Below are 20,171 nucleotides of genomic sequence, written 5' to 3'. Positions count from 1 at the left end.
AGGACTCTTTTCAGCTGAGTAACTTCCATATTTGAAATATGAATCGTAGTATCCGCTATGAAGAAGTTGTCTTGCGAATTCACCATCATTTATATATGCGTACATCACATCAGGTTGGTTCGTCGTCCCAGCCGTATCACCCATGGTATCGACATAAGTAATTCGAGGATTATTAGCATTATCAAGATCTATTGAAGGCCACTTACACACACCTCCATGATTGGACTCTATTAGTTGAATGCCACTCCAAATGCTACCATTATACACTCTATATCCAATTTTTCCTTCCGTTGTGGTGTAAGCAACATGGGGTTTATTAGCATGATCGATTGCAAGTCTCCCTTCGCTTCCTCCTCCGATCATCACTTCGGTTCCCCAGATGTCATCGCTATCTTGCTGATTGTAGTAGATATTTCCATCCCTAGTATAGAGAACACCTATGAAGTTTGTGCCTGCTTTTGCATCAAGAAGACTACCAACCGGTTCCGCAGTGAGCGTTCCAAATGCCTTCGCATTGTTAAATGCAAGCGTAGATGCTAATAAATCAATCACGGCTTGGTTAACAATAGCTTGTGTTGTATTATGATCATCATGGATGCCTTGAGCAATACCTATTGCTGTTTCATAGTCCGTCATAACTGCTATTGATACCCATTCATCTGTTGTAAGCACCTCTGAACCATCTAAACTAACAGCGACTGTTCCTTTATTAACATTAGCCCCTGCTATTTCTGTTACTAGGGCACTCTTATCAATTGATGTAACTTGAGTCCCATCAAAAATACCTTCAGCTGTTGCTAAGTCACTTACTGCTTGATTCACAGCTGCTTGAGTTGCACTTGTATCTCCTGCTACTGTCTGTGCTGTATCGATTGCCGATTGGAACGTTGCTTTTGATCCTGGTCCACACTCACCTATTTCTATACCTTCTACTGCAGCGTCATGTTTTCCTTGTGCTGCTGTGATCGCTGTTGTTAAGGCACTCTTATCGATAGATGTAATCTCAGCCCCGTCAAAGATACCTTCAGCTGTTGCTAAGTCAATTACTGCTTGATTCACAGCCCCTTGAGTTGCACTTGCATCTCCTGCTACTCCTTCTGCAGCTTCAATTGCCGTTTTGAATATGACTTTTGCACCTGAAACATACTCGCCTATTTCTATACCTTCTATTGCTGCATCATGCTTAATATTCCCAGCCTCAATTGCTGCTAGTAAAGCACTCTTGTCAACATCAACCATCACTTCTACCGTCGCTACATAACTTGCGGTATTTGACATACCCGTTGCTAATATGAGGGTACCTTCAAAAACATATGTACCGGATATTGTGCCATCATAAACCGGCGTTCCATTATCCCATATCACTTCTAGATTTTCCGTTGATGCATTATCTAATGTGACTTCGACCCTGGCCGGTAATTGAGCTTCTACCGCTCCTAATGAAGTCGCATATGCAACATAGATCTCTGAGATTGTTTCTACAGAAGTAATCTCTCTATTTTCTACAGTAATTATGACAGTATCCGTATAACCACCATCATTGGTGGCAACGGTAATAACTGCGGTTCCTGCCGCTACGCCTATTACTTCGCCTGAGTTATCTACAATAGCTACATCCGCATCACTTGTCGACCATAAAATGCCCTGGTCTAAAGCATCTCCAGGTGATATGGTTGCACTAAGCTGTGATGAAGTTCCTGTTTTAATCGTATGATTATCTTGGTCAATCTCAACATCTGTTACCACTATTGGACTGAAGTTAGCTGTAACTGTAGTTGCTTGAGCCGGCATATGAAACTTCGTATTGGCTGTCCCGGCAGCGTCAAATATTCCTGTTGTCGCCCCCCATCCATCAAAATTATACCCAAGATTCGCAGAGGCATCAATATCCACTTCTGTTCCTTCAGTATACAGCCTAGAATTAGTACTACCAGCACCAGTGACTGTACCGCCTGCTAACGGTTCTGCGACCATTGTCAGTCTATATTCTATCGGCTGTGTTACATCTCCGGCAGCATCGCCACCAACGTCTCCTATTTCATCTACATTATCTTCACGAGCTAATGTAACCGCACCATTTGCAACCAATGAACTAACAGTAGACCCACCCAATCTTTCAATTCTTGAGCCTGCTGCTACCATATCAACTATAATGCTTGCTATATTACCTGATAAGGAAATGCCTGTATTTATTCGTCTTAGAACAACATTATTTGCCTGTCCTGCCAGTTCAACGGTCTCCTCAGTATCTATCTCTACATCTGAATCACCTGCGTTACCTGACAAGTTCAGTCTTCCGCGGCCAATTAGCCTTATGCCGCCTCCGTGTACTCGGTTTGCATTATAACTGCTAAATCCTACCCCATTTAGGGTTGCTGTACCTGTAATAGCAACGTTATTGTTTACTGTAGCACCTGTTGCTTGAAGTGATGTCGCCATCAATTCTAGTGCCTGCATCCCCATTAAACGTAATCATAGAAAGATTATTAGCTGTAATATCTAGATTACCTGTTAATACATGACTACCAAAGTCAATCGTGAAGCTAGAAGTTCTAGCCGTTGACTGTGCTATGTCATCAGTTATTGAGGATATCAGCACAATATTCGTAATGCTGTTATTGTCAATTGCTGCTTCTAATTCTGCTTTGTTACTCACACCCTCAGTACTCTGACCTGAGATTATGATTTGCCGACTTCCTGTGATGCCTGATCCATCTTGTGCTGTTGCTACGACGGTTATAGTGCCGTTAGCAACTGCCGTTAATAATCCGGTAGAGCTAATTGTTGCTGAACCAGTTTGTGGCGTTACTGACCATGTTACTGATTTGTTGCTTGCTTCAGCTGGTGCAACATTTACACTCATCTGCAATGTGCCATCAACCGTAGTTATTGTGGAAGCTCCCCCGGCACCACTTACTGTGATTGTAGTAACTGCTATTGTTTGTGAACCACCACCACCGCCACCACCACTTGATGATGATGGTGATGTGGGAACACTAATGCCCTCCTCATCTATGCTTTCTGTTATTTCTTCACTTTCTTCATGATCTTTTTTCGTATTATTTAGAGCAAAAACCGCTTCCCCTCTCTTTATTGGGTTTCTTGCCTTGAATGTTCCATCCGGATAACCTGCCATATATCCAGCTTCTAATACTGCACCTATATACCCTTTACTCCAAGGATCTATACTACTACCATCCAATAAGTCATTCGCTCTTAATGGATTTTCTTCTAATCCTTTTATTTTTGCTATTATAACCGCTGCTTCTTGCCTTGTTATAGGCTGATTGGGTCTAATTTTATTATCAGGATATCCACCTACATACCCTGCAAACAAAGCACGCCTCACTACATTATAATACCAATCACTTGCCTTAACATCTTAAAAGCTAATGTCCGTTTCCTGGGTTAAACTGTAGACATTATTCACAAGTGCCATGTACTCGGCTCTTGTGATATTTGCATCCGGCCTAAAAGTTCCATCCGGATAGCCACTCACTAAATCTAGGTCCATCCAAGTTTGAATTGTGTTTTTTGCCCAATGATTATCTATGTCCTTTGACATAGCAAATACGTTCACTTGAACCATCGTTAATAGCATCACCAATGAACAAAAAAGAGCCAAAAAGCGCTTTATTCTCCTTCTCATTAAAAAATCCTCCTTTTTCCTTGAGTAAATCCAATTTCTTATTTAATAGGCCATATGTACCAGCTTCTAATTTATTATATTAAAAACACTCAAAATAATCTTGTTATTATGGCTTTTGTCATTGACAATTAAACTGACATGATTCATGTCAAAGGCACTCCTGTTCATATTCTTCTTATTATAATAATAACAATGTTGGTCCCAACTTAGTATTCTTTGCAAAATAAAAAAGGAAGGCCCTTTCTCTCTCCCAAGGGTCTTCCTCTTTTATTGTGTATGGTATTTTCTATATCTAATCTCTCCACCCATAAGCGTAAGTCACTGAATGGAGTCCTACGCTTATTAATCTCTCTATATTATACAAAAATAGACAATATAAATCTTCATCTTATTCATTTTGTCATTGTCAAATTGTTTGACATAAAGTATGTCAAGGCCATTACTTAATCATTAATAAAAATCAACGTAAGGTTAACCATCTCCGAATCATCCATACCTTCACCTACAGCGATGGCTTTGATCGTAATTGTACCGTCTAGATTCACAGGTGCATTGATGCTAAAAGCGCCGGTATATTCTGTGTCCTGTTCTGTCGGATCATTACCATTTGTGGTGAAATAAATGCTTGTTCCCGGTGTGGTCGTTGTTATGGTAATGTTTACATTCGTACCTTGTTCAATGGCATCCGGATTAACAGCATCTGATGTTATCAGTGGTGCTGCCACTTGATTCGGCAAAAAATTAATAACTTTTGTCGCTGTACTGGATGTGTTCATATCAGAATGGACGGTCACTGCTTTTACAGTTATGGTCTCACCAAGGAGCAAATCTGTTGATAACTCAAAGGGTGCCGTATAAATCAGATCACTGGTGGTGGGATTGCTTCCATCTAAAGTATAATAAATATATCCGCCACTTGTACCGGTGGTCAAAGTCACCCTCACTATCCCATGGTTCATTACTTGAGTTGTATCTGACGGATTGGTGCTAATCACCGGTCTTGAAGCCGTTGGCAAAACTGTTTTGAAATAAGACGTGGTCCTTGGTATCACATTACCACTCTCATCCATAATATAATTTGCTAAGACAATGATATAATAGGTCTCATTTAGATCAAGTGAACCTGTTGGATATATGCGTATGCTCTCGTCACCTGATCGCATCTCGGCTCTAAAGACTTTTTTGGGTCCGGTCACACTCCCGGCTCTTAATTCAATAAAAGTGGGTATCTGACCATCTTCAATGTCTCTATCTCCTATCATAAGAACAGATCTATCAAAATCTATGACTATTGATGTATTGACTGAAACACCTGTCGCGCCTTCTCTTGGTGAGAAGTCCGGTTCAGGGGGCACAAGATCTAGACCCGATGTTCTGAACCTTGCCGTCATCCTGTCATTCTCATTGCCATAGATATCCATAACCGATTCATCTCTTAGAACAATATAATAGTAAGTGTCTGTCTCTAGATAATCTATGGGTGTCAGTGTTAAAGTACGTTGATCCGAACTAATGGTAGCTTCGTAGTCTATACGCGTACCCGTGGTTCTTGTGCGTCTGATATCAATGATATTTCTAATATCCGAACTGGTGATCGGCTCTCCATAATCACGATAAATAGGTTCATCAAAAACCACAACAATCTGACTGCTAACAGCAATATCACGGGCACCGTCTCCAGGATAAAAAGTCGGCTCAGGGCCTTGTTCATCTTCTGCAAGTGCAGGCGGTCTCCTAAGACTGGTACCACGTGTCACTTGACTTGGAAGAGTCTCATAAGTTATATCATTGGCATAAGCTCTCAAAGTGGTCAGAGTACCGGCGCCTTTAAAATGAGTAGGGGCATATACAGCAGAAATCTCCACTCTTGTTCCATAAGATAGACGAAGGATTGAATCCTTCCCTTCAGATGCCACCATCAAATACTGTATACTACCGCTGCCCAAAGTCATCATGGCTTCTTCTTCAATTTTGACATTTGGAAAATTACCAAGAAGGGTTACCCTTTGTTCATCAAGCGCACGACCTTTTAATCGAACTTGTTTGACATCATTACCTAAGACATCCCTCTGTTCCAATATACCACCATTTTTAATGAGGAGATCTTCAACACCGGTTCCACCTCTAAGTACAACCCTTACATCTCCTGTATCTTTGGCCATAGTCAGTTTCATGATTCTGGAGTTGTTAATATCAATGGTGTTTTCTCCCCCACCTTCAACGATCAGTTCACCTAGAACAACGATATTGTCTAACTTAACATGACCGCTTCCTACATTTTCCTCAATAATTAAGTTGTTGGCATAAATCTGACGGCTTCTTGATAGGTTATCTGAGTTTATATAGGTTGTGTTTCGTACTATCTGCTCTCCTTTTAATACCCGAACCAGAATCACACAGGCTTCTGCTCGGGTCAGTGCCCCACCGGGTCTGTACATCCCATTTGCATCGCCGGTAATATAGCCCTTAGATGCGACCAAATCCACATGGTCTCTAGCCCAACTTGCTACTTGATTATAATCTACATAGACTTTTTGACCTACAGATAAGGTTTCTCTTGGCATGATTTTTGCAATCATTGTGGCCGCTTCCTGACGACTGATACGATGATTCGGCTTGAAGCTTCCATCCGTATACCCGGAGATGTAGCCAGCTGCGACGGCTTTTTGAACCTCATAATAGTACCAATGATAATAGCTTACATCCCACATATTAATTGACGTTGTGTGTGTAACTCCAAGAGCTTGGTTCATCATCTTAGAAAACTCTGCACGGGTAACCAAACTGTTCGGTTTGAAAGTATTGTCTGAATAACCGGAAACGATCCCAAGGGCTACCCCTTCATAAATATCAGACTCTGCCCAGTGGCCCTTTACATCTGTAAAATATGTGGCTCCGCTACTTGTATGACCTGTTCCTATTATTGTAGTTAAAGCTAGTATCAACCATAATACTTTTTTATAATTCCTATTCATAGAATTCCCATCCTTAGTCAATCATTTTTATTACCTTTTCTTATACTCACTTTACCATAAAAAGATAAAGGCAACAAGAAAAAGGCCTGTTTAAAACATTATGGTTAACGTTTTAAATAGGCCTTAAAATATTTGATTAATAAGACTAATTTTTTAAAAGCTGACTGTTTTTGTACTCATTTCAGAATCTAACATACCAGACTTTCTAGCAGTTGCCTTAATTGTCACCGAAGTACCATACTCAAGAACAGTAACATCAAAACTATTTCCACTAAGTTCTATTTCAGGTCCATCATTTATAGTAACATAAATTTTTGCTGAGCTCGTTTCAGATACAATAGTTACACTAGCTGATTCATTATCAGACGCTTTAACAATTTCTATAGTAGGCGTTTTTACTGTATTATTGATAAAATTAATATCCTTTGTTGAGACCTCCGACATACCCATACCAATTTTTGTGGCATATGCATATATGGTTATCACATCTCCATCTGGGTCAATATCTTTAATAGTAATGGATCCATCATATTCGTTATAGTTATCTTCATTTTCAATCGCATAAAAAATCTTTGATCCATCGGTAGCTGATTCTATAGTCACCACAACCGGTTTATCGCTAGGAATAGCGGACACATTAGATGGGTCAGTGGTAATGGTTGGTGTTGCCACTCTATTGGTTACAAAGGTGATGGCCTTCGTAGCAACTGCCGAGTTGGTCATACCCACCTTTGTATAAATGGCCTTAACTGTAATTGTCTGACCGTCAACAAGATTTCCTACATTGTCAACATAAAAAGGTTCAGTATATAATAGTGCTGGTGTTACTGTTGGTGTTGATCCATTCGTTGTATAATATATATTACCACCAGAAGTTGTCGAAGACAAAGTCACTGATACAGTACCATTATTAGCAATCGCTGTCGTTGTTGCCGGATTTGTCGTGATGGTTGGTGTTACAGCAATTGGTAATCCGGTCTTGAAAGTAGATGTGGTCTTTGGTACTGCATTGTCACTGGCGTCCTCAATCCTGTTTGCCAGTATGATGATATAATAGTTTTTATCAATGGCCAAGTCTGCACTAGGATCGATTGTAATTAACCTCTTAGACGAATTGATAGACGCTGAGAAAGCTTTTTTTGTACCAGTTGCACTGTTTTCCCTAAGCTCAATAAAACTTGTAATATTAGAGTTGGTCACCGCACTGTTATTTACCAAACGAATGGCTTCATCAAAGCTTATGGTTATGTTAGAGGTTACCGCAATGTTCGTCGCGTTGTTGACAGGTGAAAATGTTGGCTTTGGTGGTACTAGATCTTGATTACCTGTTCTGAATCTGGAAGTCTCTTTTTCGTTTTCATTGCCTTCAGCATCCTCTATAGATTCATCTAACAAAATAATATAGTAATAGGTACTCATGTCCAAGATCTCATCCGGTGTTATAGTTAACGTCTTACGGTCTGAACTGATTGTTCCGGTAAAACTGATTCTAGTGCCTGTTGACTTATCTTTTCTAATCTCAATAATATCTTTGATGTCATCGGCATAAACCCGTCCGCCTCTATCTAAATAAATGGCTTCATTAAAGGTTACGACAATTTTTGTATTGGTTGCTACACCTGTTGCATCTGATTTTGGCGTAAAGGTAGGCACTGGCCCTTCTGTATCTTCACCAAGTACAGGCGGCCTCGATAAAGAAGTTCCTGAGGTGATTTTACTTGGCTTAGTTTGGTAAGTGATATCATTGGCATAAGCTTTTAGAGTTGTAATTCGACCTGTTCCTGTAAAACTTGTTCTTGAATACACATCCGTATTGGTTACTGTGGTACCACTGGCCAAGCTAATGACACTACCATTAGCGCCTGAGTTCACCCTAAGGTCCGTAATCTTGCCGGAAGTTAAAGACAGTAAGACTGTATCGTCTACTATTACACTTGGGAACGTTCCTTTTAAGATGGTTTCTTGTTTGCTTAGATTACTACCGTCTAACCTTAGATTCTTATAACCTTCACCACTCATACTGACTTGCTCCAGTGTACTACCGTACTTTGCTGTGGTTGTTTCAACCGTTGTATTCCCTCTAAGAAGTACTCTAACATCACCGGAAGTTTTTTCTACATTCATATTACGGATTCTGGAGTCTTCAATCTCGATTGTACTATCGCCACCACCTTGAACGCTTAAGGTACCAAGGACAACAACACGGTCAAGATCAACATCGCCTGTTCCTACGTCTTTATGGATGGTCAAATTATTTGTATAGATGGTTCTGCTTCTTGTGGTCCCTTTTTTATCAATAACATAATTAGATGTGGTAACAATCTGTTCACCATCTAGAAGACGTAATAATATGACACAAGCTTCTCCTCTGGTTAGAGCGCCTAGCGGACGGTACATCTTACGATTGTCACCGGTAATATAGCCACGGCCAAACACCGCTTCAACACTATCCTTGGCCCAATTAGATATATCCTTCGTATCTAAAATGCCGGTTAGTTTGGTGGTTGTACCGTAATTAGGTATGACTTTGGCAATCATGCTGGCCGCTTCTTGTCTAGTAATATTATTGTCCGGCTTAAAAGTGTTATCTGTGTAACCTGTGATATAGCCGGCTGCAACCGCTTTTCTAACTTCATTATAGTACCAGTCTGTTGTCTTTAGATCTTTCATAGTTATATTCACTGTACCCGTTACCCCTAGGGCTTGATTCAGCATCTTACTAAACTCAGCCCGAGTCACCGGTTGATCCGGTTTGAAGGTGCCATCTGTATAGCCTTTTATAAAGCCTTCTGTTACGCCTTTATAGATGTCTGTCTCTGCCCAGTGTCTATTTGTGTCCGAAAAAATACTTGCTGCTTGAGCTTTTGGTCCAAAGCCCATGGATACAACAAGTACAAGCATAGATAAAACTATTTTACTGATTGATTTTTTCATGTGTGTACCCTCCATTATATTTCTTTACTCATCCATTAGACGTAATATGCTTCAATACGTTCCTTAAATGGTGGTAATCTTCTAAATCTCATATAAGTATAGCACTCACTTTTTTAGATTTCAATGGATTATGACAATGATTTATCAAAATGTCATATAAGGATTTATCCTGGTTTTCTATAACTCTTTTTTAATGCTTTTTCTTCGTCTATAGGCTTCCAGTCGAATGGCATCATCAATCTCAAGGTCTTTTTCTCCACCCAAAGATTCAATATGATGAACAAACTCATGGTGCAAGGTCTTTTTTAACTCTTTGTAGATCTTTTTTTCTGATTTTGATTCATAAAGTTTTTTGAACGTGCCATAATAGATAATAATCTGTCTACCTAATATACGACTGCGATGGTACTCGCCTTTTATATATAGCTTGTCTGCTTTTCTACTCTCAGGATGTAACTTCTCTTCCGGTAGTAAAAGCACACCACCATTAAGCTCTTCAAAAAGTATTGGTGGTAAGTCTTCTTGTATGTCATCCAACATATCTCTTATTGCTTCCATCGATGGAAATGTATCTGTCTCTGCCATAATAGCCTCCAAACAAGTCCGCTCATCTAAGCTTTCTCATATCTTCAAGGTTCATCCAGGATGTCATCACCCTTGGTTGCATCATAACATATTGGCCTATATATTGACCATTAAGAAAAGATAAAAATTAAAGCCTCTGGTAAAAGTTAACTGAGTTCTTGGTCTCTTAGATAAGCTCAACAACCTGTTCCGTAAAAATACGTACCAAATCAGCATCAAACTGAGTGCCAGAACACTTGATGGTCTCTTCAATGGCCTCTGACTTGCTGAGACCTTTTCTATAGGAACGGTCTGAAGTCATCGCATCATAAGCATCTGCAATTGTAATAACCCTAGCTTCTATTGGTATTTCTTCACCCTTTAAACCCTTTGGATAGCCTCTTCCATCCCATCGTTCATGGTGTGCCAGTATGAAATCTGCAATATCTGAAAATTCATTGGCTGAACTCAATATACGATACCCAATCTCTGAGTGTCGCATTACATCCTTCCACTCTTCATGCGTTAATGCTTCAACCTTATTAAGAATCATATCACCGATCCCAATCTTACCGATGTCATGCATGAGACCGGCAATACTTATTTTTTTTATCTCATCTTCTCCAAGTCCCATCTTTTCTGCCATGAGTTCACAAATTCGACCCACTCTTTTAGAATGAAACATTTCTCTATTGTTTTTTTCATAGAGAGAATTGATGATCAAATCAATGGTTCGACTCCTAAGGCTGGCATTTACAAATACTTTATTTCTATACATATCATCTTCTGCTTCTCGAAAAACCTCAATCATAGATTTATGTCGGTCACGTTTAATAGCGTAACCGATTGAAACTGATAGGATGATATTTTCACTGCTATCCTCCGAAATATCACTGTTGATTGCTCGAATAATATTCTTCACTTCTTCTTCATCCGTCGATGGTAATAAAAGTATAAACTCATCGCCACCCATTCTGGCTACAATATCAACCTTTCGGCAATTTTTCTTCAGTATATTAGCAACTTTCAGTAAGAGCAAATCACCTGTTTCATGGCCAAATGCATCATTGGTGAGTTTTAGGCCATTAACATCTGCCATCATGAGCGTCAATGGTAAACTATTCTCGACGTCTAATTTTTTCAAATAATCTTCATAAAAACGTCTATTATAAAGGCCTGTCAAATAATCATGGTAACTAAGATATATAATATTTTCCTCAGCTTTTTTCTTTTCTGTTATATCCATGCCCACACCTGTAAAATAGGTCTGATTATCAATATAAAGCCGTACCCCATTAGATACTATATCCATTTTCTTACCATTTTTTAATTTTAGCTTTGCTTCTACTTCGCTATAACCTGTTTCTAAGACTTCTTCAACCGCTTTTTGTACCTTATGGAAATCATTTTCATCAAACCATTGATTCAAGGTCATCTGTGCTAACTCGTCTGAAGAATAGCCGGTCATGGTTTCATGTTTTTTATTCCAGCGTATGAGCTTGCCTTCCATATTATAGACATATAAATAACCGGGCAGACTTTCAAGTAAGGCTTCAATGAATGTCTTTTCTTTGGTTAGATCACTTTCCACTTTGATACGTTCTTGAATCTCTTCTTCCAGAGATATGTTCATTTCTTGCAACTCATTTGTTCTGTCTCTTACTTGATTTTCTATTGTCTCAATAACTGTTTTTAGAGCTTCTTGTGCTAATACTTTTTCACTTATTTCTTCTTCTAAGACTGCATTTATTTCTTCTAATTCAGCATTGGCCTCTTCCAGGTTATTTGATTTTTCTCTTAGGCTTTCTTCATAAGACTGATACAAACTCAATTTTTCTTGCTGACTTTTTTCTAGTTTCTCTTTCTCATAATGTATACACATCTTAAGAATAGCTTGTTTTTCAAGCTGCTCGATTTGAAGGTGTAGCAAATGACATATGGTAATAAAACTGGATTTTGCCGGATCTAGATTGAAATCACTATCCTTGCTCTCTATTTTGTAAGTATCTTGAACCAACCAACTGGCTACTTTTTTTCCGTGGGCCATAAGATCTATAACACCATATAGTTTTTCTGATGTTTTACATAAGTATACCTGTAAATGGTCTTTAAAGTAGATTTTTACCATTGACCGTGCACTAGAAAAAAGATTACTTTGTGTTTTGATTCGTTGAATGAAATCCTCAAACAGGTCCCTTTGATCCTTTATTTTCGTCACTGGTGTCCCACTCAAATCAAAAACAATATTGAATAAGCCTGAGTATTTATTGAACTTCTCCTGTGTGTCTTGTAACTCTTTCAGCTCATAGATTGTGAAATACTCGTTGCTTTTGTGCTTCGTCATTTTTTCTCTAGTGGCTCTATTGTCCATAATCTGCCTTTCATTTGCCGTTGCTATTATAATAATCTATATTTTTTACTGATGTAGGTTATTGGACCAAAAGAACCGTCTCTCTTGTCGAGACCACTGATCACCTTATCGTTACTCTATTGCGTCCATTTTCTTTGCTTTCATACAGTAAGCAATCTGCTCGATTAATTATTGACTCTAGAGTATCGCTCTTGCGCATGATGGTGGCGCCAATCGATATTGTGATTTTCAGATCTGTGTTGCTTCGGTCCACAGAGCTATTTTCCACTAACATTCTAAGTTTTTCACACAAAACTTCTAAACTTATACTATCCGAATTCGGCAAAATTAGAATGAACTCTTCACCACCCCATCGGCCAACAATATCACTCGTTCGTAAACCTTTTGTTAATGTTTTTGCCAGTACCTTTAAAGTTTCATCACCCATGAGATGACCATAGGTGTCATTGACCTTTTTAAAAAAATCAATATCTATAAAGGCAATACCAACCGATACATCAAGTTTACGTGCCATTTCCATCTGATACATTAAATTCTCATCTAAAAAACGACGATTCGGCAACCCTGTCAATTGATCACGATAGGCAATTTCTCTTAGTTCAACAAGTTCAAAAAATTCAGCAAACTTATCCACTTCCTCTATGAAAAGCTCAACTGCGCCAATATTCTTACCATTTTCTATAATAGGTGTTGTTCTCACTTTTACATTAATGCGGCTTCCTGATTTATGCTGTAAATAAACATGTGCATCTCTGTTTTTCCCATCCTTAATGGTTGCATGTAAGGGACAACCACCAAAGCAAAGTTTATTTCCTTTTTCATCTACATGATTTAAGATATTATCATAACAATAACTACCAACAACTTCCTCGGCTTTATAGCCTGTGATGCGCTCGGCTCCTTGGTTCCAAAAAGTGATTTTGCGGTCCACATCCACAAAATACATCCCCTCATAAACATAATTCAGTAAATTCTCATATAATATTCTCTTATCCATGATAAGACCTCTTTCTTAACGCATAATTTCCTAAAGACCAAAATGATATCAGCTTTTTATTATAATCAATCACAATACCCTTCAAATCTTTACTATTCCTAGATTTTTATATTTTATTCTTGGGCAAGTGTCTCTGAGATAACCGGTTCCACTGGCTCAGATGGCTCGAACTGATAATAACCACGCCAAGTAAAATGATCTTCAGCTTCTAGTATCAGAGGGTTACCACTAATGAGATTAAAATATGTTTTGCCATATCCTCTTGTAAAACAAGTCGGTTTATCCTCTTTAAGATATCCAAAGCTACCCAAGCCATCTGTCAGCATCCCTGCTGTTAGAATGGGCGCTATACCGCTAGACCTAAGCTGGAACTGATGAATTGTCTGCTTGTTTTTTGGTAGGGCATAGCTGTTTAGGTAGGTTGTGTTTTCTGTATATGTCCCCATCAAATCATAATACCGAATAGAATCCCACCAACCATTCTGAGTCTGAAGTCCAAAATATTGGATAATCTCTAGCGACTTTTTTGCTATTGCATCTACTTTTATATCCACCTTATCATGATCTATCGTGTAAGTAATGACTTCTTTAAGTGACGAGGTGTCATCATTATAAGCTTGAACTTGATTGATCACTTGTATGGTTAAGGTTTTGCAAACCAACCATGTGTCCGTATAGAGTGGATGACCGTCAACACCAAAGCGCACATACTCTGTATAGGCGGTCATTTCTCCCGTATCGTCACCATTAGAGCCATGCCAGCCACCGGTATAAAAGGGCAAATCGATATCATCCATTTCAAGGGCTCGCATCATATATGGGCTAATCCAATCTGTTCCAATTTCCATCTTATGATAATCACCCATCTGAGGAACCTTCGACAAAGATAATCGACTTAAGCCATAAAGTTCATTTATCCCCACACGGTCAAAAGTTAGCTTAAGGTCCACAGATGCCATATGCACTTGTAAAACACCATCACCACTTAGATGAACCCTTAACAAGGTATTTGATTCTAATATTTCCTTCGCGTCCTTTTCTATTTGTGTATTGGCATATAGGACAGGATGCATCACCATAAGGACAATCAGCATCATCCATACACAAACAACCATTTTTTTAATCATCTTGCTCACTCTAATAGGCTATGTCCATCAGCTTAGCCTATGTTACCCCTTCATATTTATCATATATGCCATAAGTACACTCTTTTTATTGTTCTATCCCTTATTATAAAGCATCTTAGTCCATAGTTAAAGGCATTTGATTGGGAATAATATCTATCCAACAGAACTATAGCAATCGTATCCTTAGTTACCAAAAGATCCGTCAGCCAATTGAATGGCTAACGGATCTTACTTATAATTTTATGGTGGTTCGAACCAAGAGAACTGTCCCTCTGGTTAGCTTCTTTTTTTAATTTTAAAACCTAGGCCACTAACTGCGATACCCAATCCATAGTAAATACCTATTGGTATACCGGAAGTTTTTGGCAATTCCACATCAGCACTACCATCTGCTTCTGGAATCTCTTCATCTAAGATTTCTATAGCTACTACCGGTTCAACAACCTCTTCTTCCGGTAATGCTTCAGGTGTAGCTTCGTCTTCAAGGTCTAGGAATACTTCAGTTTCTGTTTCTTCTTCCTGTTCTGGTTCTGGTGTTGACCTTCTTCTTCGCGGTTCTGGATTGTTAGGCTCAGTATCTTCGTCAAAGACCGCATAGAAAGTCATATCGCTTTGAACACCTTCAACCGTGTAAGATGCATCTGTTGAAACAATCGATTCACCATCCGTCCAATGGATGAAGATGAATCCTGAGTTAGCTTCAGCTGTCACTGTAGCACTACCGTCTGCTTCAACTGTTTGTTCTGAAGGACTTGTAGTACCCATACCCGGTTGTTCGGTTATCGCAAGTACTGTGAATGTTGGATCAACCACCGGTGGTGCAACCTCAAATACAGGTGTTGGTCCAAATTTATTAGATGAACTTGAAACCTTTATTTCTCTTGGATTTGGTCTATAGCCATCATCACCTTCATCCAATTCGTTATTTAAGTTATACAGCCAAGATACAAATCTGTAACCCTCAGAAGCTATGGCTTCAAAAGTTATAATCGTACCATCTGGTAAGGAAGCATTAATTGTGTTACCACTTGATTGGACTGTTGTATCGCCGAAAGTAGCTTTGATGCTCCCAGCTATTGGGTTATTAATAATACTATCATCTGTACGTTCTTTAATAATTGGTGTGATTTTGATGTCAAAATAATCTATCGGAACTTGTGTAGGAGCATTTCTAAAATACACGGGTGTATCGATTTTGTTTTGCTTACTATGAAGGTAGGAAGGTGTCCAAATATAGTCACCGTCTGCTGGGAACGCATCGCTTTTTGCCCAAGCACCATTAGGATTTTCAATAACTGTTACACTTGTCCAAAGATCCGAATTCGCCATATAGTCTTCTTCATACCAGAAATTTCCTGCAGCATCTTCTTCCGGCTCGCCTTTGCCTGTATAGTAATACCATTTTTCATCTGTTACGCTATACCGTTCATCACGAACTTCAAGTACCATCTTAAACCCAGCAATGGTTTTGTCACCTTTACCTGTTAATTCATGACCATCCCATGCTTTTGCTGCTAAAAATGGATTACTGCTTAAGTCGTGAATATAAAATAGATTGGCTTTGTTGTAATTGCTTGGTGCATTCCATTTTTTTAATAAGCCGGCTTTTTCTTGCCCGTCTATATAAAGCCTTGCACCATCATCTGCTGCCATCCATAGATTAACTGGCAATGACACTTCTACTGTTTTTGAAACGAAGTCTTTTGTCACTAACATAACAGTATAAACAAAATCATCATTTTCAATAATCCATTCATCATACTCATAACTTGCTGCTTGGTTCTTAACTACTTCGTCAAGGTCTGTACTATATTCATCCTCACTACCTTTGACTCGGTATCTGGTTTCTGTTTCCGTTTGTTTTTGAATGACCACTACAGTAATTTTTTCGGATTTTTCCCAACCTTCACCTTCATTGGTTTTAAACTCTAAGGATGTATAAGACTCCAAAGATTCGTAGGTCTCGCCTTTTTCTTCTAAGGCCGCTTCTAAAGCTTCCTCAACGGTTTCATATCTCGTGCTATTATTGCTCGTAGAAAGAGCGTACTCTGTAATGCCATCAATCTCTCTTCTCCAAATATTAATATTCTTTATGCTAGATTCTTTAGTCGTTTCTACTTCAAAGTCTTTTGTTTCTACCTCAAATGTACTTTGTTCATCCTCAACTATTGAGTAATGAGCGTCAACAGTTAACGAATAAACTGTACCTGCTGTTAAGCCATTAAAGATGGCTGAAGTTGTCATTACATCTTTAACTTTGCCTTTTCCACTTAATTGGTAGTCATAACCATCCAGAATATAGCTACCATCTGGGAAAGTTACAGACCAAGAAGCTTCTGCAGATGTTTCATCAACTGGAGTTGTAGCAATGTCCAAAGTTGGAGTTGCTGGTTCAGTTTCGGCATTAACTACATTCATACTACTGAACATTAATGATAACGCTATTGCCAATGATAATACTTTTTTCATTTTTTTCATAAGCTCACCTCATTATAGTATTTTTTATTCTTACACGATTCTGGCGGTAAGTACGCTATTTTCAGCCTCATTTTAAGGAAAACGGGGTTAACCAAATCATTCTTTATTGTTGCCACTAAATACATTATATAAAATTGCCGTTACATATGACGGACATCTCTGTTACATCGGCGTGACACCAAAAAAACCACTAGCGATATTCGCTAATGGTTTTTTACATGAGAATTATCTTCTTGGAGCCAAGAGGAACCAAGAGAACCGTCCCTCTGGTTAGCTCTGGTTTAGATAAACTTAACAGCTGTACCATATACAATGACTTCAGCAGCACCTTGCATAATGGCACTAGATGCATAACGAACATTAACAATTGCGTCTGCGCCCATGGCCTCTGCTTCATCCACCATTCTTTTAGTACCGAGCGCTCTTGCCTCATTCATCATTTCATTATAACTAGATAATTCTCCACCAACCATGGTCTTAAAACCTGCCATGATGTCTTTTCCCATGTGTTTGGATTGAATTGTACTACCTTTTACAATCCCTAACATTTCAAATTCTTTCCCAGTGATATAATCAGTATTTACTAAGATCATCGTCATCCTCCTTGTCAATCTCTTTTAATCTTATGTTGAGTGTATAAATAAGCGCAGCTATTACTATAATAATAATTACTGCGATAATTCCTAATACTACCTTAATGCCATCCGGTATTGAAATCAATAAGCCCGTTAAAATTAAAGTCAAATAACCCAATAAGTATGATGTGAGTATACCCACTACAACAATCGGGGCTATCTTTTTATTCATATCATTTCCTCCTTACCTGAGGGACGGTTCTTGTGGTTAGGAGCCGTCCCCCCCTAGTCTACCTCTGGTCAGCTAGCCCTTTTAATACTTTGTCTTCATTATACATCAATAAGAAGATCAAGCCAATGACGCAAAATACGGCTGCAAATACCGCTGTTAAACGAATTCCCATCTCATTACTACCATTTTGCCTAAGTAAAAGTAAAGCGCTCAGTATTAACATGGATATCATTTGACCAATCTTGGACACAAAGGTCCGTGTTCCAAAGAACATACCTTCTCTTCTCGTCCCTGTCATAATCCCATCATACTCAGCAATGTCTGCAATAACAACGTTTGGTAAGATACCAAATATTGCCATTGGTATTGAAGCGATAATGACCAAGATATAGGCTTGAAGGGTAGGTGAAAAAGGTAGTTTCCCTAGGAAAATACTATATATAAAGGCTGCGATAAACATTAAAAAAGCAATAATCAGCAGTTTTTTCTTACCAAATTTTTTCGCCAATACATTAACCGGTGCATAAAAAATGAAAGAGCCTACGCCTAATAAAATGAATAAGATGCCCAGCATCTCTTCAGGTCGATCCAATAATACGGTGATATAATAAAGCAATGCATTTTGAAATACTGTTATGGCCACCCAATATACCAAATCCGACATGGCGAAGATCGTAAATTCACGATTTCGAAAAGTTGCTTTGATGGATTCAATCATTTTGATATCTGAAGGAATCGATTCACAGTAACGTTTCTCATCTATGGCAAATACAGGTATCAATAAAAATATCAGTCCAATGGCGGCAAAAACTACGAATGCCAGACGAACGGCGTTTTGTTTGTCCATACCCATATCAACAAATGCATTCCATAAGATAGGCGCTTGAGATGCCAATGCAAACCCAATGAACCAAGTGACGGATATATAGGTTGATAGATTGAGTCGCTCTTGAGGTGTGTGACCAAGTTCAGATAACAAAGCCATATAAGGGGTTACATACATTGTAAAAAACAAATAAAACAGAAGCAGAGACACGGTTAAAAAAATGGCATTAAGCACACTCTCACCATTGATAGGGTTCCAAAAGACCAACACCGTTAATACCGCAAAAGGCACCGCCGCTCTTCTCATATAAGTGATACGTCGACCATTTTTGGATCTACAACGGTCACTTAATGTTGCAATCCAAGGATCGGTTACGGCATCAAAAAATCTACCCAGCATTGTAATCATACCTATAATGGTCAAGAAACCAAAAAGTGCTATTTGTGGAATCGCCACCATAATCCCTGATTTTTCTGTAGGTATATAGTAGAAAATAAGATAGGTTCCAATAATCCCTGATAGCAAAGACCATCCCAATTGTCCAAGTGCATAAGCTATTTGTTTCGAAAACGGTAATTTTTCTTTCATTTGCCCCTCCGCAATTCTAGTTTTTAATATAACCCTGAGCCATTTCAATCAATATGACCAACTGATTCTTACCTTCTACTTCACCATCACTTTTTAAAATATTGCCACGTAGGATCAGTTTTTGTGATAGACTCATCAGACTATGGGTGATGGTCGTATAAAAAATATTGTTGTCGATATCCGTTTTTATCGACCCATCTTTTTTACCTCGCTCTATGGCGTCAAATGCTATCTCTTTCAAGTCTATAATGTTTTTTTCATAATTCTCTAATTGTTCCAGGCCAATCTGTTCTTCAACAACATAATTGTCGAATTGTTCAAGTAGTGTAAGAAAATCAGGATACGCTTCATACAGCAAAATAAAAAGTTTTAAAATATAAGATACTTGTTCAAACCCCGTCATACGCTTATAATCATCACCTTCAAAAGGTTCAAACATCAACTGTATTTCTTCTTTACACATCCAATTAACCGCTTCAGTTACAAGGTCAAGCTTAGTTTTAAAATAACGATACACCGTTGCAACTCCTACTTCTGATTCTAAGGCAATATCCGTCATTTTTGCTGATCGAATACTTTTTTCCTTAAACACTTCTATGGCGGCAACCAATATATCTTCTTTCCTCTTTTCTTTCTGCTTATTTATTTCATTTATGCGTTTATTTTTAAGATTCATACGATCATCTCCTTGTGTGATAGATAGTCTATCACTATGATATTTATTATATCAGAGGTTTCAAGATTGTCAATTGGAACCGGGGGTTTTGGAACAGGGACGGTTCTTCTGGTTGTTCATTGGTTACTCTGCTTCGGTCACAAGAACCGTCCCTCCGGTTGCCCTTGTCCCTCCGGTTG

Annotated in this window: 14 protein-coding genes and 1 pseudogene; all 15 read right to left on the bottom strand. The window is 38.7% G+C overall.

Translation table 11 applies throughout. The annotated features are described in order from the left end of the window. Positions 1-2,457 (bottom strand): Ig-like domain-containing protein (locus tag P0N36_RS10775; RefSeq protein WP_275842855.1); only part of this gene is annotated, 2,457 nt, incomplete at its 3' end. Further along, positions 2,396-3,202, bottom strand: a complete 807-nt coding sequence (locus tag P0N36_RS10770) for an Ig-like domain-containing protein (protein ID WP_275842856.1) — start codon at positions 3,200-3,202, stop codon at positions 2,396-2,398. The genes P0N36_RS10770 and P0N36_RS10775, both read right to left, overlap by 62 nt. Positions 3,203-3,271: 69 nt before the next feature. Further along, a pseudogene (locus P0N36_RS10765) lies at positions 3,272-3,370 on the bottom strand (S-layer homology domain-containing protein); the annotation flags it as partial. 12 nt (positions 3,371-3,382) lie between these two features. Further along, entirely contained in the window at positions 3,383-3,649 is a 267-nt protein-coding gene (locus tag P0N36_RS10760) for an S-layer homology domain-containing protein (RefSeq protein ID WP_275842854.1), read from the bottom strand. A 443-nt stretch (positions 3,650-4,092) separates the two neighbouring features. Continuing rightward, positions 4,093-6,624: an S-layer homology domain-containing protein gene (locus P0N36_RS10755; RefSeq protein WP_275842853.1), complete on the bottom strand. Its 2,532-nt coding sequence runs from the start codon at positions 6,622-6,624 to the stop codon at positions 4,093-4,095. 153 nt (positions 6,625-6,777) lie between these two features. Then, a complete protein-coding gene (locus P0N36_RS10750; protein ID WP_275842852.1) occupies positions 6,778-9,558 on the bottom strand; it encodes an S-layer homology domain-containing protein in 2,781 nt (926 codons plus the stop codon). Positions 9,559-9,735: 177 nt separating this feature from the next. Further along, a complete protein-coding gene (locus P0N36_RS10745) occupies positions 9,736-10,143 on the bottom strand; it encodes a metallopeptidase family protein (RefSeq protein ID WP_275842851.1) in 408 nt (135 codons plus the stop codon). A 166-nt stretch (positions 10,144-10,309) separates the two neighbouring features. Beyond that, entirely contained in the window at positions 10,310-12,493 is a 2,184-nt protein-coding gene (locus tag P0N36_RS10740; protein WP_275842850.1) for an HD domain-containing phosphohydrolase, read from the bottom strand. 100 nt (positions 12,494-12,593) lie between these two features. Next, entirely contained in the window at positions 12,594-13,490 is an 897-nt protein-coding gene (locus P0N36_RS10735) for a sensor domain-containing diguanylate cyclase (protein WP_275842849.1), read from the bottom strand. A gap of 113 nt (positions 13,491-13,603) precedes the next feature. Further along, on the bottom strand, positions 13,604-14,617 hold the full coding sequence (locus P0N36_RS10730) for a hypothetical protein (RefSeq protein WP_275842848.1): 1,014 nt from the start codon (positions 14,615-14,617) through the stop codon (positions 13,604-13,606). A 276-nt stretch (positions 14,618-14,893) separates the two neighbouring features. After that, the gene (locus P0N36_RS10725) at positions 14,894-17,095 is read right to left on the bottom strand and encodes an InlB B-repeat-containing protein (RefSeq protein ID WP_275842847.1); all 2,202 of its coding nucleotides are present in this window, start codon (positions 17,093-17,095) and stop codon (positions 14,894-14,896) included. A gap of 281 nt (positions 17,096-17,376) precedes the next feature. Continuing rightward, positions 17,377-17,688, bottom strand: a complete 312-nt coding sequence (locus P0N36_RS10720) for a YbjQ family protein (RefSeq protein WP_275842846.1) — start codon at positions 17,686-17,688, stop codon at positions 17,377-17,379. After that, positions 17,669-17,902, bottom strand: a complete 234-nt coding sequence (locus tag P0N36_RS10715) for a hypothetical protein (RefSeq protein WP_275842845.1) — start codon at positions 17,900-17,902, stop codon at positions 17,669-17,671. Before P0N36_RS10715 ends, P0N36_RS10720 begins: the two co-directional genes overlap by 20 nt. Before the next feature lie 58 nt (positions 17,903-17,960). After that, on the bottom strand, positions 17,961-19,316 hold the full coding sequence (locus P0N36_RS10710) for an MFS transporter (protein ID WP_275842844.1): 1,356 nt from the start codon (positions 19,314-19,316) through the stop codon (positions 17,961-17,963). A 16-nt stretch (positions 19,317-19,332) separates the two neighbouring features. After that, the gene (locus P0N36_RS10705; protein ID WP_275842843.1) at positions 19,333-19,992 is read right to left on the bottom strand and encodes a TetR/AcrR family transcriptional regulator; all 660 of its coding nucleotides are present in this window, start codon (positions 19,990-19,992) and stop codon (positions 19,333-19,335) included. Positions 19,993-20,171: the final 179 nt, after the last annotated feature.

Source organism: Petrocella sp. FN5 (genome assembly GCF_029210395.1).
Lineage (GTDB): Bacteria > Bacillota > Clostridia > Lachnospirales > Vallitaleaceae > Petrocella.
This window is presented reverse-complemented; position numbering and strand designations above follow the sequence as displayed.

Bases quoted from the DNA above. Each gene is read 5' to 3' on its own strand.
- P0N36_RS10750 (WP_275842852.1), bottom strand. From the start codon at position 9,558: ATGAAAAAATCAATCAGTAAAATAGTTTTATCTATGCTTGTACTTGTT.
- P0N36_RS10730 (WP_275842848.1), bottom strand. From the start codon at position 14,617: ATGATTAAAAAAATGGTTGTTTGTGTATGGATGATGCTGATTGTCCTT.
- P0N36_RS10735 (WP_275842849.1), bottom strand. From the start codon at position 13,490: ATGGATAAGAGAATATTATATGAGAATTTACTGAATTATGTTTATGAG.
- P0N36_RS10720 (WP_275842846.1), bottom strand. From the start codon at position 17,688: ATGATCTTAGTAAATACTGATTATATCACTGGGAAAGAATTTGAAATG.
- P0N36_RS10710 (WP_275842844.1), bottom strand. From the start codon at position 19,316: ATGAAAGAAAAATTACCGTTTTCGAAACAAATAGCTTATGCACTTGGA.
- P0N36_RS10715 (WP_275842845.1), bottom strand. From the start codon at position 17,902: ATGAATAAAAAGATAGCCCCGATTGTTGTAGTGGGTATACTCACATCA.
- P0N36_RS10755 (WP_275842853.1), bottom strand. From the start codon at position 6,624: ATGAATAGGAATTATAAAAAAGTATTATGGTTGATACTAGCTTTAACT.
- P0N36_RS10725 (WP_275842847.1), bottom strand. From the start codon at position 17,095: ATGAAAAAAATGAAAAAAGTATTATCATTGGCAATAGCGTTATCATTA.
- P0N36_RS10740 (WP_275842850.1), bottom strand. From the start codon at position 12,493: ATGGACAATAGAGCCACTAGAGAAAAAATGACGAAGCACAAAAGCAAC.
- P0N36_RS10760 (WP_275842854.1), bottom strand. From the start codon at position 3,649: ATGAGAAGGAGAATAAAGCGCTTTTTGGCTCTTTTTTGTTCATTGGTG.
- P0N36_RS10745 (WP_275842851.1), bottom strand. From the start codon at position 10,143: ATGGCAGAGACAGATACATTTCCATCGATGGAAGCAATAAGAGATATG.
- P0N36_RS10705 (WP_275842843.1), bottom strand. From the start codon at position 19,992: ATGAATCTTAAAAATAAACGCATAAATGAAATAAATAAGCAGAAAGAA.